Origin of the sequence: Corynebacterium sp. NML98-0116 (assembly GCF_001767255.1) — a bacterium.
Taxonomy (GTDB): domain Bacteria; phylum Actinomycetota; class Actinomycetes; order Mycobacteriales; family Mycobacteriaceae; genus Corynebacterium; species Corynebacterium pseudogenitalium.
On sequence record NZ_CP017639.1, the window covers coordinates 1,716,886 to 1,743,621 of the forward strand.

The window sequence follows — 26,736 nt, forward strand, 5'->3', positions numbered from 1 at the left end:
TAGCCGGGCGGCCATTTGCCATGCCCGGCTCCGTTTCAACTCCACGGAGCACACCTGATGTCTACATACGGATACGGCCGTCACGAACATGGCCAAAATTTTCTCACAGACCACAAGATCATCAACTCCATCGTCGATCTTGTAAAACAAACCTCCGGCCCCATCATTGAGATCGGGCCAGGAAGCGGTGCCCTCACTCACCCGATATCCCACTTGGGGAGGGCAATAACGGCAGTTGAGGTAGACGCAAAACTAGCTGCCAAACTCACAAAAAAGACCGCCTCGGCGTCGGTCGAAGTGGTCCATGATGATTTCCTCAACTTCCCGTTACCCGCCACTCCCTGCGTCATTGTGGGAAACATTCCCTTTCACCTCACCACTGCCATTCTTCGAAAGCTGTTGCATGCGCCGGCATGGACTGACGCTGTACTCCTCATGCAGTGGGAAGTCGCTCGCCGCCGGGCCGGGGTAGGTGCAAGCACGATGATGACAGCTCAGTGGTCCCCATGGTTCACGTTTCACCTTGGTTCCCGAGTACCAAGGTTTGCTTTCCGGCCACAGCCAAACGTTGACGGGGGGATCTTAGTGATCCGCCGGGTGGGTGACCCGAAGATCCCGATAGAGCAACGCAAAGCCTTTCAGGCGATGGTGCACACCGTTTTCACCGCCCGGGGACGCGGGATAGGGGAAATTCTCCGAAGGGCAGGGTTGTTTTCATCACGTTCAGAGACACAATCATGGTTGCGCTCGCGAGGAATCGACCCCGCAACCCTACCTCCCAGATTGCACACCAGCGACTGGATCGATCTCTTCCAGGTGACTGGTTCCTCTTCACCGCGCCATCGGCCCATTTCACAATCGGGAAGTAGTCAACGCCCTCCTCAACGGAAAAATCGAGGCCGGCGGCGGTAATCCCCCCACCACCAAAACCGAAATCCACCAGTAGTAGTGAACGACCCATGTTCGTCTACCGTGAGCCGCGTTATGGCAGTGACGTGTTCTCGTCGGGCACAGTCATAGTTCCCGGCGTTGCCAGCGACAGGGTTCTACACCCAGCAGCGGGACCGATCAAAATCACCCGCACGGGGAACGACCCTGCTGGTGGTTTAGATTTTGATGAAAGCGAGGAGACATAGCCCCTCGCCAACTCCCCGTAGCTGGCGAACAGTAGCTCCTGGCGCTGGCGCTCGTTGGTGAGTTTGCGTGCCACATCGAAAGCCTTATCGACTTCCCGGTCCAAGTTGTTGTGAGCCTTGAGCAGAATTGGGTCCATCGATAACGGGTTGTAGTGCTCCGCGAGTGACCGCTGGGGGTGCCGCTCGCGTGCCCGCAGCACCAACTGTCCAGCGTCGATGATTCGCTGCTGCGCCTTCTCATCTAGTTCACACAGAGCTGGTCCGCAGTTGTAGCTCCCGATGTACTCCGAAAAACGGAAAAAATAAATAGTGGGGATACATCAACCTTCCACTTTCCATTCTTCCGGCTCAGAGTATTGAGGGGTCTGGGACCGGGTCCGTAAACCCTTTATGTTTTTCGCGCACAGCGGTTTTTAGCGACGCACCCTATAGGTTTTCCGCAGAACTTATATGTGTTTCTGTGCACCCCATATGTTGTCTGTTTTAGCGGTATTTCGTTGTTAATTCCGCACGCGCGCATCAAATGGTTATTTATCGACGACACTCCGTGCCGCACCCCTATATTTAAGGATGTGGAATCGCCTACCCCTCCGGGTTAGAGCCCGCTAGATCCACTTCGCAATCGGGTACACCCCAAGCGAACAATTTGTGAATGACAAAACTTCCTGTTCGCTAGGGTTAGTTCCAAGACTAACGGAACAGAACCGTCACTGCCTCTGGAGATCACTGAACAGTTGGGGGCGATCTCAGGACAAAAGGTGGGCTATGCCCGGGTGAGTTCGAAAGATCAGAACCTTGATCGTCAGATTGAACAACTCAAGGCAGAGAAGGTCTTCACCTATTACACGGATAAGGCCAGTGGTGGATCGCGTGAGCGCCCTGGACTTGATGAAGCAATGCGATATGTCCGTGCAGGAGATCAGCTTGTCGTCACGTCGATGGATCGGTGCGCGCGTTCACTGACGGATCTGTACGCCATTGTTGACGAGCTAGTCAGCAAAGGAGTGTCGGTGAAGTTCCTCAAGGAGGGACAGACCTACTCAAAAGACTCCACCCCGATCGCCAAGCTGATGCTAGGGCTGTTGGGTTTTGTTCAGTTGGGTAAGGCCGTGAAAGAGCTGGATCAACACCGTGAAATAGTTGAAAAAAATAACCCCGCAGGTTTCCCTGCGGGGTGTCGTTGTTAGAACGGTGCTTCGTCGTTGTCGGCGTCAGCGCCAGCCAGGGCGGCGTTCGCTGCCTCGCCTCCGCGACGGGCTGCGCGCGCAGCGGACTCCTTCTTGGAATCGATCAGCTGCACCGTGTCGATGCGTGCGACCAGCGGGTACTGCTTCTGGCCGTCCTTGTCGGTGTAGACGTCGGTTTTCAGCGAGTAGCTCACCGCGACACGATCGCCGGAGCCGATGCAGCCGAATACGCCGGGGTTCTTAGCGTCCTGGACGTAGCCGGTCAGCTCCACGATCTCGCTTTCCACCTTGCCGGTGGCCTTGTTCTTGAAGGTGTTGCGCGCATAGACGCTGAGCTTCACCGTCGCACCACCGTTTGCGTGCTCGAACAGCTTCGGTGCGCGAGCTGCGTTGCCGACGATGGTGCCGTTGTTGAAGGGGTTGGACATGATGGTTCTCCTTACGTGAGTGGGTGTGAATTGCTGTGCAATTTGGGTGTTGAAGCAGCGGCTTTGCTGCTGCGGGGGTTGCGCTGCCGTTACAGCACTGCCCAGGGCAGCGGTGTGCCTGCCGCCTCTAGGTCGCGCAGTTCTTGTGCTGCGCCCGGATCGGCGTCCTCGCCGTCGATGCCGTCGGCGAGCTGGTAGAGCAGTTCCAGGTCGGTGTGGATGAAGTCGCGCATCACGTGCCTCCTTGTTCGGATTGGTGGTCAATCCGTCTGTTGGAGACAGCTCTGCTGTCTAGGGGTCGCTCCCCTACCTCGTTGAGGTGTCTGTCGTCGCAAGCCACGGCCGACGAGAAAAAAGAAACCCCGTTGCATCGCTGCAACGGGGTATGCGGTGTTACTCGGCAAACAAGATCGTGCGGGTCTTCTCGGCGCCCTCACGGACAAGCTCGACCATCCGCTCGCCTTGGCCGATATCGGTTAGCTTCGCGACCAGCGACGGGAAGTTCTCGTCCGGCCCGATCTCGGTGGCTCGCTGCGCAGCCACGCCAGCTAGCCCCGGCTGGCCTGTGGCGTGGGCGAGCACGGCAACAGTGGCGGTGAGCTGCGCCCGCATCCCTGGCCAGCTGGTCGGGACAGCGCGCATAACCTTCTCTATGAACGCAAGGCCCGCCTGCGGGTCATCGAGCAGTGCGGCAAGCAGCGTGTCCCGCAAGCGCGGCGTGGTGAAGCATTTCAGCGCCGATCGAACAGCACGAGCGCTCGGCTGGGTGATCCCTGCCGCCGCCTGCTCGTATTCACGCTGCAGCATGTCTGAGAACATCGGCGGGATATACGCCAGCGCGTCTTCGATGATGTCGGCGTGCTCGGCAGCGTCGATGCCGTGATCGGTGCTGTTCAACCGTGCCTCGATGTCGTCTTTGCTCGGCTCCGGCAGCTCGCCGGTGTGCTCTAGCATTTGCCGCAGCGCCGCTGATGCGGCGACCTCACCGATAACGCCGTGGCGAGGCTCGTCGATGAGCGGATGCTGGTACACAGACCATCAGGCAGCCCCGGTGACGATCTCGGGTACCTGCACCACCCCGAGCAGCGGCGGTAGGTGCACGGCCCCGCTCGTGAGATACGTGGCTGTCTCGTCGAAGACCGGCTGCGCAATGTCATCGCTGATCATGTACGCGATAACAGCGTCGAGTTCCAGGTGGTGGACCCACGCTGCGAACCGCTCGCGGCTCTCGGTGAGCTTCTCCACGGCCTCGTCCAGGTCGAACCGCGCGACCGGGCCGAGGCGGATGGTGTCGACACCCTCGTCGTCGACGAAGAACGCGAGGATCAGCGAGTTGTTCGGGTAGAAGCCGAGGATGCCGGGGAGGTTCGCGAGGATCTCACCGTGGGATGCAAGCGTGTGGGAATGAGTGGACATGGCAGTGCTCCTTTGCACGAATACGGGGTGTATATGGTCAATCCCGAATTCGGCCCGGCTCTGCCGGTCGCAGGCGTATCCCAGCAGTGCAGTGCCTATGTGCCCGGGCGTCGCTAGCGCAGCCTGATGTTGGGCTTACCGGGTGCGGGCGCTAGCGACGCAGCCTGTGCTTACACGTCGGCTTCGATGCGCTTGAGAGCGCGATAGATCGTCGGCCGTGAGACGTTGAAGGTGCGCGCTACAGCGCTGACGGACTTGCCGCTCTCAATAAGCTCCTTGGCGATCTGCGCCTGCTCGTTGCTGAGCTTCGGCTTGGGGCCGGCGACTCTGCCCTGGGCGCGGGCGTGCGCCACGCCCTCACGGGTGCGTTGGACAAGCAGGTCACGTTCCCACTCGGCCAAACTTGCCATAACGTTGATAACCACCTTGTCGGTGGGCTTCGACGTGTCCAGCGCTGGCTCTAGCACCTTGACGTTGATGTCGCGCTCCGCCAGGTCAGCGATGGTGTTCACGGTGTCTGCGAGGCTGCGGCCGAGCCTGTCGAGGCGTGTCACAACGAGCGTGTCGTCGGGGCGCATGTACGCCAGCGCGTCATCGAGGCCGGGCCGCTGCCAGTTGGTGCCGGAGATGGTGTCTGAGTAGATGTGGTTCGGGTCGCAGCCAGAGCCTGAACGCTCAGATGACTTCGAGCCTGACTTCTAGCCTGGAACCGCTGGTAGAAGTAGCTGTATCTGAGGCAATGTCGAAAGAGCCTAAGAGCCTGCACGAGGCAGCAGAAGCCTCTAAGAAGGCTCGCAGCGCTCTGCTCCAGGAGAAGGAGTCCAACGAAAAGCTGCTGGAGGAGATACGCGCAGAACGCAAGCAGTATAACGACGATATGGAAAAGTCGAACACGAACTTTATTAAGGCCTGCATGTCTGCCTCGTGGATTGCAGCCAGTGTTCTCTTCGTTGCTATTGCACTCGTTGCTGTCGGAGCCTTGGGGAACGGGCTGCTAAGTATGCTCGGCATACCCGACGGCGTGTCTGCCTTGTGGGGTCACGTCCAGGAGGCCAACGGCATCGGCCCAACACTGGGCTGGTTGGCGTTAACACTTATCGTCATAGGGGTTCTTATAGCGCTTATGACCTGGATGTTGTCCCAGGCTGCGCCGGGTATTGCTCACTTAGTCGAGGAATACCGTCGCAATCACCCGAGGAAAGAAACGAACCACTAACTAGAACACGTGCACCGTAAAAAGTAAAAATCCCCACAACACAGCGTAGCGGTTAACCGCTACGCTTCTTTTATGCTCTTCCTATGCCCCAACTTTGCAACAGCACCAATAAACTGGCGCCCCGGTTATAAGTTGGGGCGCCAAGTCGATGTGCTCGAGTCGGGGGATGTTAGTGGCCGGTGCCAAGCCGGCCAGACAGGCGGTTCAGCCGGTCCTGACTGGGACCGTCGAGCCCGATAATGGACACGGTTTTGCCTCTGTCCTGGAACTTCTGCGTAATCGCGTCAAAGGTCGCGACCGTGGAGGCATCCCAGATCTCCGCCTCAGTGAGATCAATAGTGATATGACGGGCAGAATCGGTGTAATCAAAGCGATAAACCAGGTCATTGCTTGATGCCCAAAACAACTGGCCATGCACCCGGTAGGTACGAGTATCAATCTCGCCATCGCCGTCGCCGTCGATCTCGGAGACCTTTTCAATGGAAGCGATATGTGCCATCCGACGGGCGAACATGATCATCGCGGTGACCACACCCAACACCACACCAATGGCCAGGTTGCTGGTGGCTAGGGTGGCAATAATCGTCACGGCCATAACAATGGTCTCAGAGACCGGCATGAGTTTAAGGGTGCGTGGATGCACCGAGTGCCAGTCGATGGTGCCGACCGAGACCATGATCATGATTGCCACCAGCGCAGCCATCGGGATCATGCCAACGATGTCGCCCAGTGCCAGGACCAGGACCAGCAGGAACACACCGGCTAACAGGGTGGATAGGCGGGTACGTGCCCCGGATTCGCGGACGTTGATCATGGTTTGACCGATCATCGCGCAGCCACCCATGCCGCCGAAGAAACCGGAGGCAATATTAGCCACCCCCTGTCCCCAGGATTCACGAGTTTTATCGGAATGAGTGTCGGTGATGTCATCGACGAGCTTGGCGGTCATCAACGATTCCATGAGACCGACCACGGCCATGGCCAGGGCATAAGGCGCGATGATCTGCAGGGTCTCCAACGTCCACGGCACGTTCGGAATAAACAGGGACGGTAAGGTCTCCGGCATCTTGCCCATGTCCGAGACCGTCGGGACAGTCAAACCGGCGGCAATGACCAAACCGGTGAGCACGATAATCGTGACCAGCGGGGCGGGGATCACACTGGTGAGCTTGGGGAAGAAAATCATGATCACCACACCCAAGCCGACGAGTGGGTAGACTATCCAAGGCACATCAATGAGGTGTTCGAGTTGGGCGGTGAAAATCATAATGCCCAGTGCATTGACGAAACCCAGCATCACCGATCGGGGGATAAAACGCTGAAGTTTCGCCACACCGAGGGCGCCGAGCACGATTTGTAGGACACCGCCCAACAGGACGGTGGCGATGAAATAATCCATCCCGTAACCACGCGCCACAGGAGCAATGACTAGGGCAATAGCCCCGGTGGCGCCGGTGATCATTGCCGGGCGGCCACCGGTAAAGGCGATCGCAATGGCCATGACTACCGAGGAAAACAGACCCATGGCTGGGTCAACACCGGCAAGGATGGAAAAGGCAATGGCCTCAGGGATCAGCGCCAGGGATACCGCCAGTCCGGCCAGAATCTCTATACGGATACGGGCGGGGGAAGAAAATGCGTAACGGAAGGATGCGATGATCCCGGTAGGGGCATCAGCGCCGTCTGGACTCAGGAGGGGGCGGGGGGCCGCCGTGCTAGTTTCAGTCATAGATGTCCAATCTTTGAGGGGATAGGTAACTGGGCGAACGCCCGAAAGGAATCCAACCCTCTAGTAACTTTAGGTTTGGTGATGGTGGTCATGGTAGCGGGAGTTTTACTCAACCGCCAACCCAGGCACAGGAACCCGTGGGCAACATCACCGTGAAGGAGAACAGGCAATGCAAAACAGTAATTTCAAGATCGGCGAGGTCGTTGACCAGACGGGGTTGTCGATTCCCACCTTGCGTTATTATGACAACGTCGGCCTGATTACCCCATCGGGGCGTAGCCCTGGTGGGTTCAGGCTTTATAGTGAGGCTGATGTACGTCGTGTTTTGCTGGTGCGACGGATGAAACCGCTGGGGTTTACTCTGGATCAGATGCGGGAATTCCTGGAAGCTGCGGAGATTCTTCATAGTTCAGATGGCGGGCAGGAAAGTGATACCGCACAGCAGGCACGGAGTAATGCCAAGGCCACCCTTGCCGACATTCGTGAGGAGACGCGCACCCGCTACGAAAAGCTACGCAAGCAAATTGCCTACGCTGAGGAATTCCTCGATCTGGTCAACACCCTGGCACCCTAAACTGCCCCCATCCTTCGCAGGGAGAAAAAGACCATCGTATTGAATGCGCTCTGTCGAATCGCGTTCCAGATGAAGTGGACGAACGCCCGCGGCCTCTCCGGAGTGGATGGCGATAGTACAGAGGACTTCTGAAATCCGTGCAGACGACTCCTCAAAACGACACAGTCATCCAAGGTCACAACATCGAAAATTGTCACTTAACCCCATCACTTCCAAACCGGCTTAAGTGACAAAATGCCATCGCTAAAGTCCCGATTTGAGTCCCAGGACGTGCGCCTTAAGAGAAATAACTAAAGCCCCTACCAGTGTTTCTCCTGGTAGGGGCTTGGAAGTTGGTAGCGGGGGCAGGATTCGAACCTACGACCTCTGGGTTATGAGCCCAGCGAGCTACCGAGCTGCTCCACCCCGCGTCGGGTGATATTTGATTTTCACCTGCTGCCTTAACGGGCAACGAGTGATAACTATACGCATACCTCTTTCAAACACCAAATCCCCTGCGCACCTCGCGGATTCGCAGGGGATTCAGGCTGTCACACGGGAAGGGTTACATGCTCTGGTATTCCTTCACGGCGCGGTCCAGCTCGTCGAGCGCCTTGCCGTACTCCTCGAAGGAGCCGTTGCGTGCGCCTTCCAGGTTGCGCAGCGCGTCGTTGATGTTGTTCAGCGCCTCGTCCTTGTTACCGGCAGCTGCTGGTGCTGGGGTCTCGGCCTTCTCGCCGTCGGCTGGTGCTTCCTCGGCTGGCTTCGTGTTGCCCTTGTCGTCGACGATGTCGATGTCCTGGGCGGCCTCAGAGTGAATGCCAACCTGCTTCAGCGCCTGGGAGATCGTCGGCGCATAGCCGACCTGGCCGCGGTAGAACACGAGCACGCGCAGCAGCTTCGGGAAGGCCGATGCCTGGTCCTTGCGCTGCGAGTAAATCGGCTCCACGTAGAGGATCTCTCCCCCGCCAACCGGCAGGGTGAGCAGGTTGCCGTTCTTCAGGTCGTTGGTGCCCTGCCACAGGGTGCGGTCGCGCGCCACCTGGTCGGAGGACATCAGGGCGTCCTGCGCCTGCTTCGGGCCCTGGGTCTGCGTGTTGGTTGGCAGCACGCGGACGGTGATCTGGCCGTAGTTCTCCGGGTCGGAGGACACGGACATGTGCGCGGAAAGGAACTCACGGTTCAGGCCACGGAACGGCGTAATCAGCTGGAAGGAAGGCTGGTTAGTTTCCGGGTCACCGGCGACGACGTAGTACGGAGGCTGGTTGAGCTCCTTGCGGCCTTCCGGCGCGGTCGGGTCGTTCGGCACGGACCAGAAGGCGTCGTTGTTGAAGAACACGCCTGGGTCGTTCACGTGGTAGCGAGCCAGCAGTTCACGCTGAACCTTGAACAGGTCCTCCGGGTAACGCAGGTGGTCGCGCAGCGAATCGGAGATGTCGCTTGCCGGGCGCACGGTGTCTGGGAACGCGCCCATCCATGCCTTGAGCACAGGGTCGTTCTCGTCGAATGCGTAGAGGTCCACCGTGCCGTCGTAGGCGTCAACGGTCGCCTTGACGGAGTTGCGGATGTAGCCGACGTTGTTGTTCAGCAGGCGCTGCGTAGTCCCGTCTGGGTTCAGCGCGTCCTGCGTCGTATCGGTCAGCGATTCGCGCGTTGCGTACGGCAGCTGGGACAGCGTGGTGTAGCCGTCCACAATCCACTTGATCTTGCCGTCGATCACGGCCGGGTAGGTCTTGGAGTCGGTGGTCAGCCACGGCGCGACCTTCTCAACGCGCTCGCGTGGGTCACGGTCGTAGAGAATCTTCGACTCGGAGCCAACACGGTCAGACAGCAGGAACTTCAGCTCCTGGTACTTCGCGGAGTACGCGATGCGGTTGACCCAATTGCCGATGTTGACGCCACCTTCGCCCTGGTAGGTGTAGGTAGAGCTGTCCGTGTCGTACTCGACGGGGCCCTGGCCGTTATCGCCGACGATGGCGTAGTCCAGGCCGTCGTTCGCAGAGGCGATCACCGGGCCGTAGTAGACGCGGGGCTCGTCGACCTGGATCCCCAGCTCGTCCGCCTGGTCCTTCTCAGCAGCGATCGCGTTGGACTGCAAGTCCGAGACAGTAAAGATTGGCAGGCCACCACGGGTGGAGCCTGCGTCCTGCGCGGCCTCGTCAACGCGGTTCGCCTGCGCTGCAATGAAGCCGTTGCCGTGGGTGTACACGGTGTGGCGGTTGATCCAGTCGCGCTGGTTTTCGCGCAGCGCGTTCGGGTCCATCTCGCGGGCCGCAACGACGAAGTCGCGCATCTTGCCGTCAACCTCGTAACGGTCCATCGCCAGCTGGTCCGGGAAGCCGTAGAAGTTACGCAGCTGCTGGTTCTGGGTAAACGTCGGGGAAATGATCTCCGGGTCCAGCAGGCGAATGTTGCTGATCGTGGCGGCGTCGTCCGCGACCTTGTCGTTGGAGACCTTTTCCGCGCCCCAGTTGTCCTGGTACTTCACCTGCTCGTCGGTCAAGCCGAACGCGTAGCGGGTGGCCTCAATGTTGCGGGCGATGTACTCGGCTTCCTTCGTCTGGCGGTTCGGCTTGACCGAGAACTGCTCCAGCAGCGCCGGCCACACACCGCCGACCACGAGCGAGGACACAAGCATCAGCACCGCGGCCAGCACAGGAACGCGGAAGTCCTTATACACAACGGACGCGAAGAACGCCGCTGCGACGAGCACCGCGATGACCGTCAGGATCACCTTGGCCGGCAGCGACGCGTTGACCGTGGTGTAGGACGCACCCGTGAAGATGTCGTTCTGGGAGTACAGCAGGGTGTAGCGCTCTAGCCAGTAGCTAACTGCCTTGAGCACCATCCACAGGCCCGCGGTCACGGCGAGCTGCACGCGAGCGGACGTCGAAATGTGGCCCGGCACCCCGCTTACCTTGTTGCCGATGCGGATGCCGCCCAGCAAGTAGTGGCCCACCGCGCCAACGATGAAGGCGACGAGCAGCAGGAGCGAGAGGCCGTCGATAATCGCGGTGATACCCGGCAGTGCGAAGGCGTAGAACCCGAGGTCCTTGCCAAACTGCGGATCATTCACGCCGAAGGATTCCCCGTTGAACCACAGCATGAACGTGCGCCACAGGCGCTGCCCTGCCAGGCCGGAGAAGACCGCGATCACCACCGGAACCCACACCAAGAGCGTGCGAACGCCCTGCTGCAAGTTGACCTGGGTCCGCGTGTCGCCGACAACGGCTTCAAAGCTCAAGGCTTCTTTTGTGCGGCCGCGCCACGCAAACCACGCGGCGAGGTAGGTGATCAGCGCGCCAACGGCGGCAAAAATAACAAACAACACCACTCGCGCCACGATGACGCGGTTGAAGACCCCACGGAAATCAAGCTCCCCGAACCAAAGAAAATCGGTGTAGAGACCGATCAGGATCGGGATGCAAAACAGCAATACACCGAGGACACCAATGGTGATGGCAAGTCCGGAGTTCTGTTTCTTCGCGTGGGGCTGTGGTTGGCTGAGGCGGGTGGCCAAATCCTGCTCCTTCGAAATAGTCTTAGTACGCGTATTAAGGTTCTACCTTAAAAAGTGTAACGCCTGAACTGACAGAAGGGTTCCCGTGCTCAACCAACAAGCATTAAATAAGGCCATGTCCGAAGCCGTCGAGTTCGTGCATGCGGAAGGCTGGGACCAAGGCCCGACCCTCTTCGCACTCGTGCCCTCCTCCCTGCTTGTGGACGAGCTCGAGCAGCTCGAGGTTGACGACGCCACTTCGCCCCTAACCCTCGTCGTGCAGGACAACCTGCCGGACAACATCCGCCCCGGCTCCGAGGAGCTCGCGGAGTACGTGGCACGTATCGCCTGGCCGCACGCGGTGGAGGGTGCCGTGCTGGCGCAGGAGATCATGTTCCGGGACACCAGCAGCGACGACCCCTCGCCGCGCCCGGCGCGCCTCTTCTCCGGTGTGCTGCGCGAAGAAGGCATCGAGCAGACGCTGCTGCAGATGCGCCTAACCGAGGAGGAGCTTGAGGAGCGCGGCCTGTTCGCCCAGGATGATATTGAGCTTCGCGGTGGGCCTAACGTGGCCCCGAATGTTATTGCTGCGTTACGCTACGGTTTGGAACAAGACCCTGATGAGCTGTCCTAAGAGGTTAAAGGAGCACAACGTGGCTACATTTTCGAACGTTTGGCGTCGGCGCGTCGGTACGCCAGCGGTGCTGGCGATGGTGCTGGTGGTAGCCACCGCGTGCGGTGGCAAGGACGAGCCGACGGAGCATCCGACCACGACGGAGGCACCAGCCTCCTCCACCGTTGAAACCACGGAGTCGCCGTCGGAGTCTGAGTCTGAGTCCGCGGAGGCTACGACGGAGGGGACGTCGACAAGCACCACGAGCACCGCGAAGAAAGACGATAACGGCGTTGCTGAGGTCGCCAAGCAGTTCTCGACGCTCGCTCCGCCCGAGTTCTTCGAGAAGCTGGACAGCTGCACCCCGACCGGCCTGCCAGACGCATTCGACTGCAGCAGCTCCGAGATGGGCCAGTTCCAGTTCATGGAGTCCGAATCCGTCGCCACCACGAGTACGCAGGTGCTCACCGAGCTGCGCTCGAGCGAAGTCGTGGAAGACACCGGCCGTTTCGTGGTCGGCTGGTCCACCGTTGGGTCCTCCGCCGTGGTGACCGTCATTGATAATGACAAAGGCCAGATTATGAAGCAGCTGCTCACCATGGACCGCGAAGGCCCGCGCGAGCACATCTACAAGCTCGGGCTGGCGAAGCGCCCGGAGGGCGCCACCACCCCTGCGGAGGCAACCACCTCCACCGAGTCTGAGTCCTAGCTGCAGCTGCGCACCGGCTGGCCGTGGGCGAACGCGTCCATGGCTTTGACGGCGTCATCAAGCGTTTTGACTGCCGCGACCTGCATCTCCCCACTGTCCGTGCGCATCACTTCCGCGCAGTTACCCTCGGGCGCGAGGAAAAGCTCCGCGCCTGCGTCGCGGGCGCCTGCGATCTTGTGGGAGATGCCGCCGATCGGGCCGACCTCCCCTGACTCATCGATCGTGCCGGTGCCGGCCACGAACTTCCCGCCGTTGAGCAGACCCGGCGACAGCTTATCGATCACCGCCAGCGAGAACATCATCCCGGCACTCGGCCCGCCCACATCGTTGAGGTTGTAGGTCACCTGCACGCCGTCGGCCGGAGCGGACGTCATCAAGATCCCCAACATGGGCACCTTCTTATCCTCCGGATTCGCGCCGAGGGTGATCTCCTCCGTGTGCGGCGTGCCGTCACGCAGCACGTCGACGCTGAGCCGGTCGCCGGGGGCGTGCTCGCGCACGATGCGCTGCACCTCCCGCGGCTGCGACACATCCTTGCCGCCGACGCTCGTGATGATGTCCTCCGCCTGCAGCGCACCGTTCGCGGCGCTGCCCTCCATCACCTCGTGGACCACCACCGTGGTCGGCCGGCCAAGGTAGTTCATCGCGGCGATCGTCGCCGCCGACTCCGAAGCAACGAATGCCTCCTGGTTGCGCTGCTTCATCTCCTCCCGGTTCGTATTCGGAGGCATGATCTGCTCCAGCGGCACAATCGTGTCATCCGTCGTGATCCAGCGGGTCAGTGCCTGCACCAGCGTCATGTTGGTGCGCACCGACACCGTGGTCATGTTGAGGTTGCCCTCCGTTTCGTCGGAGTCCGCGCCCTCGATCTCTACGACGGGCACGCCCTCAACATCGCCGAGCGTGTTAAACGTCGGCCCCGGGCCCTGCGCCGCGTACGGCACGGCCAGGGAGATATCGGTGCCGGGAATATGGTCGAGGCTCAGCGCCGCGGCCAGCACCGCAAGGGGGATGGCGCCCCACACAATCGTGGCGAGGCGGCGGCTGCGCGGCTGTGCCTGTGCTTGTTCTTGCTCGGCGTTCATCACGCCCACAAATCTTAGATGTTCGCCCACAGCGTTGCGATTTTCCCGCATGCACCCAACACAACCTGCGCACACGACTGTAGGGTGGTGCCTATGAGCAATGGATTCGGATTTACCTTCCCCAACAACGACAACGACGGTGACAACGGTGACGACGAGCGTCGCAACCAGCAGAACAACCCGTTCGCCGCGTTCGGGTTCGGGGGCAACGTTGGCGGTGGCCAAGGTGGCTTGGGCGATATTTTGAACCAGTTCGGGCAGATGCTCTCCGGCATGGGCTCGACGATGAACGCCCGCACAGAGGGCGAATCCGTGAACTTCGAAATGGCGCTGCGCATGGCACGCCAGCACGTCGGCGACAAGGCTGCGGTCTCCGCGGGGGATCGCACCGCGGTTGAGGAGTCTGTACGCCTCGCCGACCTTTGGCTTGACGACGCCACTACGCTTCCTTCCGCGAACGCCCAGCCGCGCACGTGGAATGCGGACGACTGGCTGGTTGAGACCATGCCGATGTGGAAGCGCCTGGTCAACCCCGTTGCGGAGCAGATGAACCGCGCACAGCGAGACACCATGCCCGCCGAGGCCCGCGAGATGATGGGCCCGATGATCGGCATGATGGAACAGATGAACGCCATGAACTTCGGCGTCAAGCTCGGCCACGCCCTCGGTGATCTTGCCGAGCAAGCCCTGACCGGCTCCGACTTCGGCCTGCCCGTCGCCCCCGCAGGCGTGACAGCCATCTTGCCGAAGAACGTCACCGCCGCCGCCAAGGGTCTCGAGATCCCCGGCCAGGAGGTCCTGGTCTACATCGTGGCCCGCGAAGCAGCCCGCCAGCGCCTGTTCAAGCACGTGCCGTGGCTCGTCGAGCGCCTCGTCTCCTCCGTTGAGGAGTACGCGGCAGGCCTGGAGATCGATACCTCTCAGCTCGAGGAGATGGCCCGCGGCCTGAACCTGGAAAGCGGCGACCCGCAGGCCATCCAGGAGGCGCTGCAGCAGCTTGAGGGCGCGGACCTCTCCCCGCGTGTGACCTCCCGCAACGCGTCCGCAACCGCCCGCCTGGAGACGCTGCTCGCGCTCGTCGAGGGCTGGGTCGACGTCGTCACCGACGCTTCCCTGGCAGACCGTATCCCGTCGACGCCGCAGCTCGCCGAGGCGTGGAACCGTCGCCGCGCAACGGGTGGCTCCGCCGAGCGCGCGTTCGCGAACGTCGTCGGCATCGAGCTGGGCGCCCCGAAGGTCCGCGAGGCCGCTGAGCTGTGGCGCCGCGTCGAAACCGCCGTGGGTCAGGTCCGCCGCGACCAGATTTGGGACCACCCGGACTTCCTGCCGGCCCCTGAGCACCTGGCCAACCCGGCGGCGTTCATCGACACCCTGCTGGACGATTCCTCCGACGACAACTTCGACGAAGAGCTCGCGCGCCTGGAAGAGGAGCTGCGCAAGAACGACGAGGACTAGCCTTCCCCGCCGAACCGCTGGTAGGCCTCAAGGTAGCCCTTCGCGCGTTCCGCGAGGGGCGCTTTGTCTGCCCACTCCCAGAACTTCGGGCCGTGCCCCGGGATGAAGGTGTGCGTCAGCTCGTGCACGATCACCGCGTCGAGGACGTAGCCCGGCACGTGCTGCAGCCTGTCACTGATCCGAATCGTGCCCGTTGACGGGGTGCAGCTTCCCCACCGCTTCGTCTGGTTCGACACCCACCGTATCGAGCCCACTTTCGCCCGCCCCTCAAGCACCTGTGCGTTGAGCACCTCCGCGCGGGCTTGAAGGTCGGCGTCGCTGACGTGCTGGTGGCGAGTCTTCTTCCGGATCTTTCGCAGCATCTCGGCCACCGCCTCGCGCTCCTCGCGCTCGCTGAACCGGGCTGGGATGCGTACTTCCACGACGCCGTCGATAAGCCGGGCCTGCACTGTGCGCGTGCGCCGCGGCGAGCGAATCACCCGATACTCAAACTCCGACTCTTGCATGCCGAAGATTGTATGCTGTACAACCGACACAGCTTACGGGGCATGAGGGGGAAGCATGTGTAACCAGTCGGATACTGTCATTGCGCTGGCCATGGGGGTCCAGGTACTCAGCAGGGGCCCGCACGCGCTGCAATTCGGCCTCGACGCCACACGCAGCGGCATCATCGAAGTCGGCGACGCCCGCGCAGTCGCCGCGGTGCTCGACTCGCTGTCCACACCGCGGCCACTGCCCGAGGTGGTTCGGCGGCTGGCGGTCTCCATGGACGCGGATGCGGCGCGCAGCCTCATCCAGGACCTCATCGCCTACCGCGTCCTCGTCGAAGTCTCCCGCCCGGAGGTACTGCTGATCGGCACCTCAACGCTTGCGAACACGCTGGTAGAAACACTGCGTGCCAGCGGCATCCACGTGCGCTCCCCCGAGCCCACCCAGCCACTGTCCCGCTTTCTTTTCGACGCCCCCTCGCCCCTCCCGCTCATCATCGTCGACCAGGCACACCGCACCCGGGCACTCGCCGCGTACACCAGGCACCGCACAGGCCCTGTGATTCCGGTGCTGCAAATCGACTCCCGCGTTCTCGTCGGCCCCTACGCAATCGGTGTGGAGGGCCCGTGCCTGATCTGTCGCGAACACTACCTGCTTGAGCGCGACCCACAGTGGGCAGCGATCGCCGCCGCGGCCCCAGCCGGGGTGCGCAACCCGGACCCGGTCGTGGTCCAGGCAGGCGTGGCCGCCGCAGCAACCATGACCAGGCGGATCTGCCAGCTGCCGGACCCGCCGGGCGTATCCGCCCCGGACCCCCGCACCGGCGACACCCTGCTTGTGGACCCCTTCAACCGCACCCCACTCAAGACGCTTCGCCTGCAGCCACACCCCGACTGCCCGCTGTGCTTCTAGGTGGTTTGTCGCGGCTAGCGGAACTCCGCCAACGTTTCCAGAACCTCGGCGCCGTAGCGCTCCACCTTCACCGGACCCACCCCCGACACGGCGAGCAGCCCCTGCTCGTCCTCCGGCATAGTCTCCGCGATGGCGAGCAGGGTGGCGTCGGAAAACACCATGTAGGCGGGCTGCTTCGCCGCGCGCGACGTTTTGAGCCGCCAGCGCTTCAGCGCCTGGTAGACGTCCTCGTCGATGTCGGCGTCGCAATCCTGGTGCCGGCCGAGCGCCTTGTCCGCCGGCGCGAAGAGCACGTTGCCGCACACCCGGCACCGGCGGGTCTGCTTCAGCCGCTGCGGGGTTTCCTCCGCCTCAAGCTCGGGCACCAGCCCGTCCAGGAAACGCGAGCGCGACCGCGACTTCCTGCCGCCCTCCTGCCTGGCCAGCGCCCACGATAACTGCAGGTGCTCCCGGGCGCGCGTCACGCCGACGTAGAAGAGCCTGCGCTCCTCCTCGATGTTCTCGTCGCCCGCCTTGATCGCGTGCGAGATCGGCAGCGTATTTTCCACCAGGCCCACGAGGAAGACCGCGTCCCACTCCAGGCCCTTCGCCGCGTGCAAGCTGGCGAGCGTGACCCCATCAATCGCCGGTGGTTGCTTCGCCTCCGCGCGCTGACGCAGCGAACGCAGCACATCCTCCAGGCTCGAGGCCTCCTTGGTATGCACGATCTCCTCGATGAGGTCCACAAGTGCGCGCAGCCCCTGCCAACGCTCCCGTGCCTGGGCGCCCTCTGGCTCCGTCGGCGTCAACCCGAGCGGCGCGAACGCCGCCTTGGCCACCACCACCGGGTCATCCGGCAAGTCGTGGCGCCTGGTTGCCGCGACGAGCGCCTGCAGCGCCTCGCGGATCTCGCCGCGTTGGAAGAAACCTTCCCCACCGCGCACCTGGTAGACGATGCCCGCATCCGCGAGCGCAGCTTCAAACGCCGCCGACTGCGCATTAATCCGGTACAGCACCGCGATCTCCTTGGCAGGTACCCCGGAATCAATCAGGCGCTGTACCGCCGCGGCGACCTCGCGGGCCTCCGTCGGCTCGTCGTCGTAGGCGTGGAACGTCGGCTGCGGTCCGGACTCCCGCATACCGATCAGCTCAAGCCTGGTGCCCGCAGCCCTACCCGTCGCGCGCGAGATGACCGCGTTGGCCAGCTCCGTGATTTCGGGCGTCGAGCGGTAGTCGCGCTGCAGTTTCACCACCGTGCCGTGCTCGTAGGTACGTGAAAAGTTCAGCAGGTAATCCGGGGTCGCGCCGGTAAAGGAGTAAATCGTCTGGTTCGCGTCCCCCACCACCGTCAGGTCATCGCGCTGCCCAAGCCAGCCCTCCAGCACCCGCTGCTGCAGCGGGGTCACGTCCTGGTACTCGTCCACCACGAAGGACTGGTACTGGGAGCGGAACTCCTCCGCCACCGCGGGTGCGTTCTCCAGGGCACCCGCGACGTGCAGGAGTAGGTCGTCGAAGTCGATGAGCATTCCTTCCGGGCTCGTCTTCGCTTCCTCGTACAGCCGGTAGACCTCCGCGACCTTCTTCGGGTCCGTCGGCGGGGTGCGGTTGGTATCCGCGATGCGGTCCACGTAGTCCTCCGCGCCGATCACGCTGGCCTTCGCCCACTCAATCTCGCTCAGCAGATCGCGGACCATCTCCTTATCCGACTCCAGCCCGGCTGCGCGAGCCGCCCGCCCCACCAGCGGGAACTTGTTGTCCAGCAGCCGCCACGGCAGATCCCCCGCAATCTGCGGCCAGAAGTAGCGCAGCTGCCGCATCGCCGCCGAGTGGAACGTGCGCGCCTGCACGCCGCCAATGCCCATCGTGCGCAGACGGTCGCGCATCTCCCCTGCCGCACGCTGCGTAAACGTCACCGCCAGCACACGATTCGGGCTCACCGTGCCCTGGTCAATCATGTGCGCGATGCGGTACGTAATCGTGCGCGTCTTACCCGTCCCGGCGCCGGCCAGGATGCACACCGGGCCACGAGGAGCGGTCGCTGCAATCCGCTGATCCTCATCCAGCAAGCTCAGATCTACAGCCACTTACGTTCCTCTCCGTTCCTCGTTGAACTCTCCACGAGCCCATTGGTCAATCATCCGCCGCGCAATCGTCCCCGGCACCGCCAGCGTGACAGTGCCCAGCTCGTCGCGTCGCAGCCAGCGCAGCTGCGTCAGCTCCCCATCCAAGGGGCCCACAGCATCAACATCACTTGTCGACGCCACCATCCCCAACATCAGCGCACCCGACAGCGCCCACGGCTGCGACCCAACATAGCGCACCACCCCGACACGACGCCCCGTTTCCTCCCACACCTCACGCGCGAAGGCGTCCTCGATGGTCTCGCCGACATCGATGTATCCCGCAATCAGCGTGAAGTAGCCCGGGCGGCGCGCATTCTCCCCCAGCAAAATCCGCTCCCCATCCGTCGACTGCACCACCCCGATCACCGACGGGTCAATGCGAGGAAACAGCGGTTTCCCGCTCGCACCACGCGCAACGATGCCCGCCTCGCCCCAGGTGACTTCGCTGCCGTCGCGAGGGTCAAAACGCAGCTGGCGCTGGTTGCGTAGCAGTCCGAACCCGCGTGCAACACGGTAGTCGCTTGCGTGGCTGCGGCAAGTGCCGAAGCGCTCGCCCATTGCTTCAAGCTGCGCCTCGCTGACCAGCACCGCCCACACATCGTCGCCGACGTGCACCGTGTTCTCGGCGTGGGGTTGGGCGGGGTGGGCGTCGAAAAGCGTGGGCGTGCCATCGGCTCCAAGCACAAACCTGCCGGCGGCATCGAAGGCAATGAACCGCTTCATAGGCCGCCTACTCCGTCGGGCGCGTGCGCTCAGTCAGCGGGGTCGGCTGCGTCATCTGCACGAACAGAAGGCGGTCGCCGGGCTCAACCGTCTCGGCCTCCGGGGCGTCAATGCGGTAGAGCTCACCGGAGCGCACCACACCCAGCACAATGTCGGCGAGGTGACGCGGGTTCGCTCCGACCTCGTCGTCCGCGATCGGACGCTCCGCAACCGCGAAGCCCTCGTCCGGGCTGAGCAGGTCCTCCATCATCTCCACCACAGGTGGCGTGACCGTCGCAATGCCCAGCAGGCGGCCCGCCGTTTCAGAGGAGACCACCACCGAGTCCGCGCCCGACTGCATCAGCAAGTGCTGGTTCTCACTCTCACGGACGCTGGCAACGATCATGGCGCTCGGTGCCAACTCACGGACAGACAGCGTGACCAACACCGCGGTATCGTCCGAGGACGGCGCCACCACAACTGAGCGCGCACGCGCCACACCCGCGACCTTCAGCACGCTCGAGCGAGTGCCGTTGCCGTGGACGGTGACCAGGCCGCGCTTCTCGGCGTTCGACAGCACCACGGCGTCATCATCAACAACAACGATGTTGCCCGGGGCGGTACCGCCCGCGAGCAGCGCATCCACCGCGGACCTGCCCTTCGTGCCGTAGCCGATAACGATGGTGTGATTGCGCACTGTTCTCCTCCATTGCTGAATCTGTAGCGTCTTGCGGGAATCCTCCGTCAACACCGACAACGTCGTACCGACCAAGAGCATCAGGAATGCCACACGGCACGGCGTGATGACCAAGATATTCATCAGGCGCGCGCTTTGCGTCACCGGCGTGATATCGCCGTAGCCGGTCGTTGAGAGCGAAACCGCCGAATAGTACAGGGCGTCGATAAAGGTCAGTGGCTCGGTGTACCCCTCTTTGTCGAAGTAGACCACCGTCGCCACGGCCAACACCAACATGGCCGCGTAGCCGAAGCGCCTTGCCATCAACGCCCATGGAGTGGTGCGTTCCGCCGACGGAATCCGAACGACATCCAGCAGGGTGTGCACCGGTATTTCCGACGGATCCGCATCCGCACGGAACCGGTCACTCCATGACAACGCAAACGGCAGTTTCACTCCGCTATCCTTCCTCGCTACTACGGCGTGAAACTGTACCGGAAGTTGCGCCGTTTGCTGCATCTTCCAACAACTTCGTCAGCTGCTGCGCATCCGGAAGCTCCGTCGCGGTGAAGTCCTTTCCGTCGCGGACATAGAAGAACACGGCCTTCACTGGGCGGCCATCGTTGGCGATTCGCTTCCACGCCTCCGTGTACACGGCAAGCTGCAGTTTCGCTGCCTCCATCGCCGCACCCACCGGGCGGTTGCCGGTCTTCCAGTCCACCACGACCCAGCCGTCGCCGTCCGCAAAGACCGCGTCCATGCGGCCGCGCACCACCGCCTTGCCGAGCGCCAGCTCAAACGGGCACTCCACGTGCGTCGGCGTCTTCGACGCCCAGTGACTGTTCTCGAAGTTGGCTTTCAGCTTCTGCAGCATCGACGGGTCCACCTCAAACTCGCCCATGCCCGGCAGCTCGTCCTCAGTGAGCAGCGGGTGCGCACCGTAGAAATCCTCGATCCACTCGTGGAATGCGGTGCCGCGCTTCGCGTACTGGTTCGGCTTGAACGGCACCGGGCGACGTGCCCGGCGCGCGAACTGTTCCACGTCCGCCTGCATGGCCACCACGTCTGAGGCGGTCAGCTCACCAGGCAGCATGACGGGCACGTCCGGCGACTGCGCCGCCTTGTGTTCCTCGATGAGCGCGGTGGCGTCGCGCTCCCACAGCTCGTAGAGCTCGCCGGCCGCGGGCGCGATTTCGGTCTCGAGCGCGTCCCTGACCAGCTCACTCGGGCGAGTGGCCTGACTACTGGCGGCGTGCGCGGCTTCGTAGGACTGCACAGGCCACGTGCCGACGGCCATCTCCGGCTGCTGTACCGTTTTCTCCGCATCCTCGTCCTCGACCTGCTCCGGCAGCTCGAGGCCCTCGAACGCCGCGAAGTGCTCGTACGGCCCGTTCGTATTCTTTTTGCCGCCCAGAGAGATGTTCGACCCGGTAAGCAACAGCCTGTTTTCCGTACGTGTGATAGCCACGTAGAACAGGCGCGCCTGCTCCTCAGCGAGATCCTCGCCGATGTGCTTGCGCCACGCATTGGCAGCGTTCTTAAACTGCGTGCGGTGCTCTACCTCTGCGAACTCCTCGTAGATGTCCGGGTCACCGAACGTCTCAGGCTGCAGGAATGGGATCTGGGCAAGGAAGGTCTCAATCTTTGAGCTGTAGGTGTCCTTATCCGCGTGCAACACAGCGACGGTATCCCACTCCAGGCCCTTCGCCTTGTGCACCGTCAGGATCTGCACGCGGTCCCCGCGCACGGTGACGTTACCCGGCGCAAGCCCGTCCTCCTGCTGCTTCGCCAACTCGAAGTAGTCCAGCAGCGCTTCCACGCTCGTGCCCGGGTACTCCTCGACGTAGTGCAGCAGCTGGTCCAAGTGCACCGTGCCTGCCGACGAGCGCCGCGCCAGCACCTCAACGCGAATACCGAAGACCTCGATGATGTCCGCGAACAAGTCACTGAGCCGCTTGCCCAGCGAATTGCGCCGCAGCTGTCGCAGCCGCGACGCCAGCAGCTGCAGGCGCTTGTAGCCTTCCTCGCTGTAGCGCTCTGGCTCGCCCAGGTCCGCCACCGCGTCCGCCAGGCCCGCGGGCTTCGCCGACTGCATCTTCAGCGCCTCCGCCTCGAGTGCAAGCTGCGTCAGCTCCTCGATAAGGCGCTCCTCTGGGTCCGCGGGCACCGGCCTGGCTGCTTCCTCCTCCGCGGCCGGACCGTCCGCGCGGGCTTGCAGGTTCTTGGCACGCGCGGCGAGCGCCTCCATATCCGCCAGCCCGAGCCCGACCGACGGCCCACCCAGCACGCGCAGTGCCGCCTCAGAATCCTCGGGGCGGACCAACATCGTGGCCACAGCCAACGTGTCCTGTACCTCCGGGGTATCCAGCAGGCCGCCGAGCCCCACGATCTCATACGGCACACCGCGGGCCTCAAGCGCCTGGGCGATCGGCTGCGCATGCCTGTTCTTCCTGGTCAGCACCGCGGCCGAGAGCTTACCGCCCTGCTCAAACTGCTGCTGCAGCGCGTCGGCAACGAACTCAATTTCTTCCTCCTCCCGCTGGAAGAACTGCATCTCCACGTCGCCTGCCGCAGCGTCCTTGCGTGGCTCCAGAGGCGCGACGGCCCGATCTTCCCCGCTGCCAAGGATCGCGGTGGAGACCTGGTTCGCCATCTCAAGCACCTTGCTCGGGTTACGCCAGGAGATGGTGAGCTGCTTCTTCTGCGCCGGTACACCGCCCGCGGCAGGGAAATCCTCCACGAATGCCGCGAGGTTTTCCGACGTCGCCCCGCGCCAGCCGTAGATTGCCTGCATCGGGTCGCCCACCGCAGTCACCGTCAACGTGGGGTCCTGGCCCTCGCCAAACAGGCTGCGCAGCAACACTCGTTGCGAATGCGAGGTGTCCTGGTACTCGTCGAGCATGACCACGCGGTACTTCTGCCGCTGCGCAGCACCGACGGACGCGTGCTGCTCCGCGAGCGTGGCCGCAATGTTCATTTGCTCGTTGAACGTGACCACACCACGCTCACGCAGCGCCGCGTTAAGCTCCTCAACCAGCGGCAACATCAACTGGCGCTGGCGCTGCTTGTTGCGCCACCCCGTCATGGTCTTGCAGAATTCGGTTTTGCTCCGCGGCGACTTCGGTAGCGATTCCGTCTCTTTCAGGAAGATCTCCGCGGCCTCGTAAATATCGTTTGGATCTGCCAGTGCGTTGCCCATCGCCGTGGTGAGCTTCAGTAGGTCCTCCACCACTGTGCTCATCGCGGGGGCAGGGGCACCTTCCGCGATGAGTGGTTTGTTGTAATTGCTCACGACTTCGACGGCGATCGCGTGCAGCTCAGCCTGCGTAATCAGGCGCGCGTCCGGCTCCACCGGGACGAGCAGCCCGTAGTCGCGAACGAGCTCGCCCGCGTACGAGTCGTACGTAGCAACAGTCGGCGCGATAACCTCCAGGCTTTCCGCCAGCGCGCCCGAAGGATCAAGCTCCCGTACGAGCTCCCGGTGACGAGCCAACGCCTGCAGCCGGTTCCGGATCCGCTGCCCCAGCTCGCGGGCCGCCTTGCGGGTAAACGTCAAGCCGAGGACTTCCTCCGGCCGCACATACCCGTTGGCGACGAGCCATACCACGCGGTCCGCCATCGTCTTTGTCTTGCCCGCACCAGCGCCGGCCACGACCAGCATCGGCCCCGGCTCGGCACCAATCACGTCCGCCTGCTGGTCGCTAGGGGGAAATGCGTCCCCGAGCGCCTGGAAGAGTTCCTGGGGTGTGAAATCAGCCATTGTAAATCATCGTCCCTTCGATCTGGACCGGGCACAGCGCGCGCACAGCGCAGTAATCGCAGTGCTTGCCCGCCTGCGCTTCGAGTTGCGGCCCTGTTGTCTTGCCGGGCAGCGGTGCAATGAGTTCGGTGAAGTACTCGAGTTCTTCCTCTTCTTTGCGCGGTTGCTCGCGCGTGGTTGCGGCGTTCGTTCCGTGCTTCGAGTACACGAGCGCCGCCCCACCAACGTCCAGACCCTCTTGCCCATCGGTGGACGTCACAACGCGAAGATCGTCGCCCTCACCGATGAGCTGCCCATGGCTCAGCGCAAGCTGGTACGCCATGAGCTGCTCGCACTCCTTCGCGCTATCTACGGAGAGCATCGTCGAGCCAGTCTTCAGGTCAACGATGTGCACGCTGCCGCTTTCTTCCTTATCCAGCCGGTCGGCTCGCCCGCGGATATGGACGTCTTCTGCGACCTGGACGGAGATCGGCACCTCCATGCCCACAACCTCGAACTTCTTCGCGCGGTTTTCCCACCACTTGTTGGTTCGCTCCAGCATCGCCTCGAAGTCGCGGACTTGGGCCTCGGCCTGCCACGCGGGGGCGTCAACAATCGCGCGGTACGTAGCCAGCGTGTGCATCCGCGCCTGCTCTTCCGGCACGCCTCGGCCGAGAGCCTCGAAGTAGGCGTGCACGATCGATCCGATCACCATCGGCATCGAGCTATCAAAACCGAGAGTGCGCTCGAGCACCGAGCTCATCGGGCACTTCAACAGCGCCTCAATCCTCGACGGCGACAGCGAACGTTGCCCTTCAACGGGCTCATCCGTCGAAGGCTCCGTGGTGGTCCACCACTGCTCCGGGTCCGCGAGCGGCACCCCGGCCTCCACCAGCCGCGCAATCTGGCGCGCGGCCTGGCGTCGGTCTGCCTCCGTACTGTGTTCCTCGTCCGCGAGTGTGCGGCGTAGCTCCCCCAGGAAATCATCGCGGGACAGTACGCGCACAACCGTGGCCTCCGCACCGTCATCCCCAGCCGCGGCGTCCTCCGCGGACAGCGTCACCAGCTGCGGGGATATGCCGGTTTCCTCGCAGAGCTCCTCAATGAACCGGGACGGCACGATGACCTCCTCGCCGTCAGTCTGGTCGACTGCCGTGACCAGGACGCGCTCCGTCGCGCGGGTCAACGCCACGTGGAACAGGCGACGCTCCTCCTCGAGGCGCTCGCGCAAGTGCGACACCGGGGTGGCGGGATCCACGTCGTGGTCAACCAGGTCCACCAGATCCTGCTGGCCGAAAATCGAGCCGGTCTCGCCCAGGCTCGGCCACTCGAGATCCTGCACACCGGCAACGACAACACGGCTAAACTGCCTGCCCACCGCACCGTGCGCGGTCAACAGCGCCACTGCGTCCGGCGTGGCCGCTCGGCGATCGCGCACACCGGTGGGCAGTTCCTGCTCCAACATGCTGTTCACGAACAGCTCGAGCCCACCCTGGGTTTTACGCTCGGTGAAGTCACCGGCGGCGTCGAACAACGCCATGACCGCATCCAGATCCCGGTCAGCCTGCGAGCCCGTCGTGCCGCCCCGAAGCGCAACCGCAGTGAGGTGATCTGCCAAACCCGTGGCGTTCCACAGCGCCCACAACATCTCCTCGACGCTGCCGTCAGCGTCGTAGACCTCCCTGGCGGCATCCAACACCTGGCGGATGCGGTGCAGCATCTGCAGCTCACGGTCAGTGAGTACCTCGCCGAAATCCGGCAGCTCTGCCTTGGAAACAACAAGGTCACGCAGCGTTTCCTCCGCACGCGCCTCTGGTTTCCAACGCCGCAGGCCGCGCAACAGGCGGCGCAGCGTCACCGGGTCCGTACCACCGATGGGCCCAAGCAGCAGGTCGCGCCACTGCTCAACCGTCAGCGGTGTGTACAGCGACTGCAACCCAAGCAGCAGCGACGCAACAATGCGTTGCTCGCTGAGCACCACATCCGTCGGATTCAGGGCGACCGGCACGCCCGCGTGCAACAGCGCACGGCGGAAGGGCTCAATCATCCCTGACGAACGCACAATGACCGACATATCCCGAAACGCGACCTCCTCCTCGAGGTGCGCGCGACGAAGTGCGTCCGCCACCGCCGCGAGCTGCGCCGTCGGCGTCTGCGCTAGCGCCACCGAGACCTCAGGTTCGCGCTTGGTCTGCCCTAAGTCAATCACCGTGTGCTCAAGGTCCCCCAGCGTGGCAAAGAACTCCGGGCTTGCCCCGCGGAACTGGTAGACGGACTGATCCAAGTCACCACCCACAACCCCGAGTGTGGCCTCCTGCAGCAGGCGCTGCACGAACTTTGCCGCCGCGGGCGAGAGATGCTGGGCGTCGTCCACAATCACGGTGTGCCACGTCCGCCCCAGCGGCACGTCGAGTGCCCTGGCAATCAGCTCGGATGCCGAGTAACGCACCGTCCCGGTCAGCGCCATGACCTGCTGGTATTCCTCCAAAAAGTCACCGGCCGCGCCCCAAATCCCCTGCCCGTAGCGGGCTCCGAGCACCTTGAGCTGCTCTGCGTCCAGCCCGCGCTCAATCGCGCGCAGCAAAAAGTCACGCAGCTGGCGCGCAAAGCCCACCATCGGCAATGCCGGGCGCAGCTCCGCGGGCCAGCTCCCCCGGCCATCCTCAACATGTCCCTGCAGCAATTGACGGATGACCGCATCCTGCTCCGCGCCAGAAATCAGGCGCAGCTGCTCTTGCTGCTCCCGCAGCACGGCAAACGCCAGGGAGTGCACAGAGCGCACCATCGGGCCGTCGGCAACAAAGTCAGTATCAGCGAGCCGCTCCGAAATCTCCGCCCTGATCCGCGCGGCGGACTCCTTCGAATCCGTCAAGAACAAGACGCCCTCCGCGTCCGACTGCCGCTTCGCCGACGCCACAAACGTATCGATGAGAAAGCTGGTCACCCCCGAACCCGCCTGGCCGGTTACCTTCCATAACCCCTCGGTGGGAAGTGGCTGCGACCACGTTCTATCGTGCGCTTGGTGTTCGCGCGGGACTAAAAACGCGCGGGGTGTGGTGGACTGCTGGTCATTCATGCCCACCATTGTGG

The 26,736-nt window shown here is 62.9% G+C and carries 21 protein-coding genes, 1 tRNA gene and 1 pseudogene; 8 read left to right on the plus strand and 15 right to left on the minus strand.

The window, feature by feature from the left end; genetic code table 11:
- Positions 1-57 precede the first annotated feature (57 nt).
- Positions 58-912, plus strand: a complete 855-nt coding sequence (gene erm / locus BJP05_RS07850) for a 23S ribosomal RNA methyltransferase Erm (protein ID WP_049172293.1) — start codon at positions 58-60, stop codon at positions 910-912.
- A 70-nt stretch (positions 913-982) separates the two neighbouring features.
- Here erm and BJP05_RS07855 read toward each other — a convergent pair whose 3' ends face one another.
- On the minus strand, positions 983-1,336 hold the full coding sequence (locus BJP05_RS07855; protein WP_016423158.1) for a type IIL restriction-modification enzyme MmeI: 354 nt from the start codon (positions 1,334-1,336) through the stop codon (positions 983-985).
- A gap of 558 nt (positions 1,337-1,894) precedes the next feature.
- Between BJP05_RS07855 and BJP05_RS07860 the strand changes: the two genes are divergently transcribed.
- Entirely contained in the window at positions 1,895-2,323 is a 429-nt protein-coding gene (locus BJP05_RS07860) for a recombinase family protein (protein ID WP_256008564.1), read from the plus strand.
- On the opposite strand, the gene BJP05_RS07865 is transcribed toward BJP05_RS07860, so the two are convergent.
- From BJP05_RS07865 to BJP05_RS07875, 4 genes and pseudogenes are all read right to left on the minus strand, one after another.
- A complete protein-coding gene (locus BJP05_RS07865; protein WP_042406442.1) occupies positions 2,320-2,751 on the minus strand; it encodes a single-stranded DNA-binding protein in 432 nt (143 codons plus the stop codon). The genes BJP05_RS07860 and BJP05_RS07865 overlap by 4 nt on opposite strands.
- An 89-nt stretch (positions 2,752-2,840) precedes the next feature.
- Positions 2,841-2,984, minus strand: a complete 144-nt coding sequence (locus tag BJP05_RS11330) for a hypothetical protein (protein WP_005291046.1) — start codon at positions 2,982-2,984, stop codon at positions 2,841-2,843.
- A gap of 160 nt (positions 2,985-3,144) precedes the next feature.
- Positions 3,145-4,167 (minus strand): annotated as a pseudogene (locus BJP05_RS07870) (DUF4192 domain-containing protein).
- 170 nt (positions 4,168-4,337) lie between these two features.
- Complete coding sequence (locus tag BJP05_RS07875; RefSeq protein WP_080971500.1) at positions 4,338-4,811, minus strand: recombinase family protein; 474 nt, start codon at positions 4,809-4,811, stop codon at positions 4,338-4,340.
- A gap of 95 nt (positions 4,812-4,906) precedes the next feature.
- On the opposite strand from BJP05_RS07875, the gene BJP05_RS07880 reads away from it, so the two are divergent.
- Positions 4,907-5,383, plus strand: a complete 477-nt coding sequence (locus BJP05_RS07880) for a hypothetical protein (RefSeq protein ID WP_034664648.1) — start codon at positions 4,907-4,909, stop codon at positions 5,381-5,383.
- A gap of 169 nt (positions 5,384-5,552) precedes the next feature.
- Here BJP05_RS07880 and BJP05_RS07885 read toward each other — a convergent pair whose 3' ends face one another.
- On the minus strand, positions 5,553-7,112 hold the full coding sequence (locus tag BJP05_RS07885; RefSeq protein ID WP_034664651.1) for a SulP family inorganic anion transporter: 1,560 nt from the start codon (positions 7,110-7,112) through the stop codon (positions 5,553-5,555).
- A 169-nt stretch (positions 7,113-7,281) separates the two neighbouring features.
- Here BJP05_RS07885 and BJP05_RS07890 point away from each other — a divergent pair, with 169 nt between their 5' ends.
- A complete protein-coding gene (locus BJP05_RS07890; protein WP_034664654.1) occupies positions 7,282-7,686 on the plus strand; it encodes a MerR family transcriptional regulator in 405 nt (134 codons plus the stop codon).
- Positions 7,687-8,019: 333 nt separating this feature from the next.
- Here BJP05_RS07890 and BJP05_RS07895 read toward each other — a convergent pair.
- Positions 8,020-8,096 (minus strand) — tRNA-Met (locus tag BJP05_RS07895).
- 134 nt (positions 8,097-8,230) lie between these two features.
- Entirely contained in the window at positions 8,231-11,125 is a 2,895-nt protein-coding gene (locus tag BJP05_RS07900; protein ID WP_070363566.1) for a UPF0182 family protein, read from the minus strand.
- Positions 11,126-11,300: 175 nt separating this feature from the next.
- Between BJP05_RS07900 and BJP05_RS07905 the strand changes: the two genes are divergently transcribed.
- Together BJP05_RS07905 and BJP05_RS07910 are read left to right on the plus strand one after the other, a co-directional pair.
- Positions 11,301-11,798 (plus strand): PPA1309 family protein, encoded by a 498-nt coding sequence (locus BJP05_RS07905; RefSeq protein WP_070362925.1) that lies wholly within the window; start codon positions 11,301-11,303, stop codon positions 11,796-11,798.
- Positions 11,799-11,817: 19 nt separating this feature from the next.
- The gene (locus BJP05_RS07910; protein ID WP_084028606.1) at positions 11,818-12,486 is read left to right on the plus strand and encodes a hypothetical protein; all 669 of its coding nucleotides are present in this window, start codon (positions 11,818-11,820) and stop codon (positions 12,484-12,486) included.
- On the opposite strand, the gene BJP05_RS07915 is transcribed toward BJP05_RS07910, so the two are convergent.
- Positions 12,483-13,571: a PDZ domain-containing protein gene (locus tag BJP05_RS07915; RefSeq protein ID WP_070363568.1), complete on the minus strand. Its 1,089-nt coding sequence runs from the start codon at positions 13,569-13,571 to the stop codon at positions 12,483-12,485. The genes BJP05_RS07910 and BJP05_RS07915 overlap by 4 nt on opposite strands.
- 93 nt (positions 13,572-13,664) lie before the next feature.
- On the opposite strand from BJP05_RS07915, the gene BJP05_RS07920 reads away from it, so the two are divergent.
- Complete coding sequence (locus BJP05_RS07920; RefSeq protein WP_070362926.1) at positions 13,665-15,026, plus strand: zinc-dependent metalloprotease; 1,362 nt, start codon at positions 13,665-13,667, stop codon at positions 15,024-15,026.
- On the opposite strand, the gene BJP05_RS07925 is transcribed toward BJP05_RS07920, so the two are convergent.
- Entirely contained in the window at positions 15,023-15,532 is a 510-nt protein-coding gene (locus tag BJP05_RS07925) for a M48 family metallopeptidase (RefSeq protein ID WP_070363569.1), read from the minus strand. The two genes, BJP05_RS07920 and BJP05_RS07925, sit on opposite strands and share 4 nt — an antisense overlap.
- Before the next feature lie 55 nt (positions 15,533-15,587).
- Here BJP05_RS07925 and BJP05_RS07930 point away from each other — a divergent pair, with 55 nt between their 5' ends.
- On the plus strand, positions 15,588-16,427 hold the full coding sequence (locus tag BJP05_RS07930) for a hypothetical protein (protein ID WP_070362927.1): 840 nt from the start codon (positions 15,588-15,590) through the stop codon (positions 16,425-16,427).
- 14 nt (positions 16,428-16,441) lie between these two features.
- Here the strand turns inward: BJP05_RS07930 and BJP05_RS07935 are convergent, their stop codons facing one another.
- Genes BJP05_RS07935 through BJP05_RS07955 form a run of 5 tightly spaced genes read right to left on the minus strand, consistent with a single transcriptional unit; the run spans position 16,442 to position 26,722 of the window.
- Positions 16,442-18,490, minus strand: a complete 2,049-nt coding sequence (locus BJP05_RS07935; RefSeq protein ID WP_070362928.1) for an ATP-dependent DNA helicase UvrD2 — start codon at positions 18,488-18,490, stop codon at positions 16,442-16,444.
- Positions 18,491-19,252 carry an NAD(+) diphosphatase gene (locus BJP05_RS07940; protein WP_070362929.1) on the minus strand — a complete coding sequence of 254 codons (762 nt, stop codon included), beginning with the start codon at positions 19,250-19,252 and terminating at the stop codon, positions 18,491-18,493. It lies immediately after the preceding gene.
- A 7-nt stretch (positions 19,253-19,259) separates the two neighbouring features.
- Positions 19,260-20,357: a TrkA family potassium uptake protein gene (locus tag BJP05_RS07945; RefSeq protein ID WP_176754828.1), complete on the minus strand. Its 1,098-nt coding sequence runs from the start codon at positions 20,355-20,357 to the stop codon at positions 19,260-19,262.
- Positions 20,358-20,367: 10 nt separating this feature from the next.
- Entirely contained in the window at positions 20,368-23,667 is a 3,300-nt protein-coding gene (locus BJP05_RS07950) for an ATP-dependent helicase (RefSeq protein ID WP_070362931.1), read from the minus strand.
- On the minus strand, positions 23,660-26,722 hold the full coding sequence (locus BJP05_RS07955; RefSeq protein ID WP_084028661.1) for an ATP-dependent DNA helicase: 3,063 nt from the start codon (positions 26,720-26,722) through the stop codon (positions 23,660-23,662). Before BJP05_RS07955 ends, BJP05_RS07950 begins: the two co-directional genes overlap by 8 nt.
- Positions 26,723-26,736: the final 14 nt, after the last annotated feature.

Bases quoted from the DNA above. Each gene is read 5' to 3' on its own strand.
- BJP05_RS07890 (WP_034664654.1), top strand. From the start codon at position 7,282: ATGCAAAACAGTAATTTCAAGATCGGCGAGGTCGTTGACCAGACGGGG.
- BJP05_RS07930 (WP_070362927.1), top strand. From the start codon at position 15,588: ATGTGTAACCAGTCGGATACTGTCATTGCGCTGGCCATGGGGGTCCAG.
- BJP05_RS07915 (WP_070363568.1), bottom strand. From the start codon at position 13,571: ATGAACGCCGAGCAAGAACAAGCACAGGCACAGCCGCGCAGCCGCCGC.
- BJP05_RS07925 (WP_070363569.1), bottom strand. From the start codon at position 15,532: ATGCAAGAGTCGGAGTTTGAGTATCGGGTGATTCGCTCGCCGCGGCGC.
- BJP05_RS11330 (WP_005291046.1), bottom strand. From the start codon at position 2,984: ATGCGCGACTTCATCCACACCGACCTGGAACTGCTCTACCAGCTCGCC.
- BJP05_RS07865 (WP_042406442.1), bottom strand. From the start codon at position 2,751: ATGTCCAACCCCTTCAACAACGGCACCATCGTCGGCAACGCAGCTCGC.
- BJP05_RS07950 (WP_070362931.1), bottom strand. From the start codon at position 23,667: ATGGCTGATTTCACACCCCAGGAACTCTTCCAGGCGCTCGGGGACGCA.
- BJP05_RS07905 (WP_070362925.1), top strand. From the start codon at position 11,301: ATGTCCGAAGCCGTCGAGTTCGTGCATGCGGAAGGCTGGGACCAAGGC.
- BJP05_RS07885 (WP_034664651.1), bottom strand. From the start codon at position 7,112: ATGACTGAAACTAGCACGGCGGCCCCCCGCCCCCTCCTGAGTCCAGAC.
- BJP05_RS07955 (WP_084028661.1), bottom strand. From the start codon at position 26,722: ATGAATGACCAGCAGTCCACCACACCCCGCGCGTTTTTAGTCCCGCGC.
- erm (WP_049172293.1), top strand. From the start codon at position 58: ATGTCTACATACGGATACGGCCGTCACGAACATGGCCAAAATTTTCTC.
- BJP05_RS07880 (WP_034664648.1), top strand. From the start codon at position 4,907: ATGTCGAAAGAGCCTAAGAGCCTGCACGAGGCAGCAGAAGCCTCTAAG.
- BJP05_RS07920 (WP_070362926.1), top strand. From the start codon at position 13,665: ATGAGCAATGGATTCGGATTTACCTTCCCCAACAACGACAACGACGGT.
- BJP05_RS07940 (WP_070362929.1), bottom strand. From the start codon at position 19,252: ATGAAGCGGTTCATTGCCTTCGATGCCGCCGGCAGGTTTGTGCTTGGA.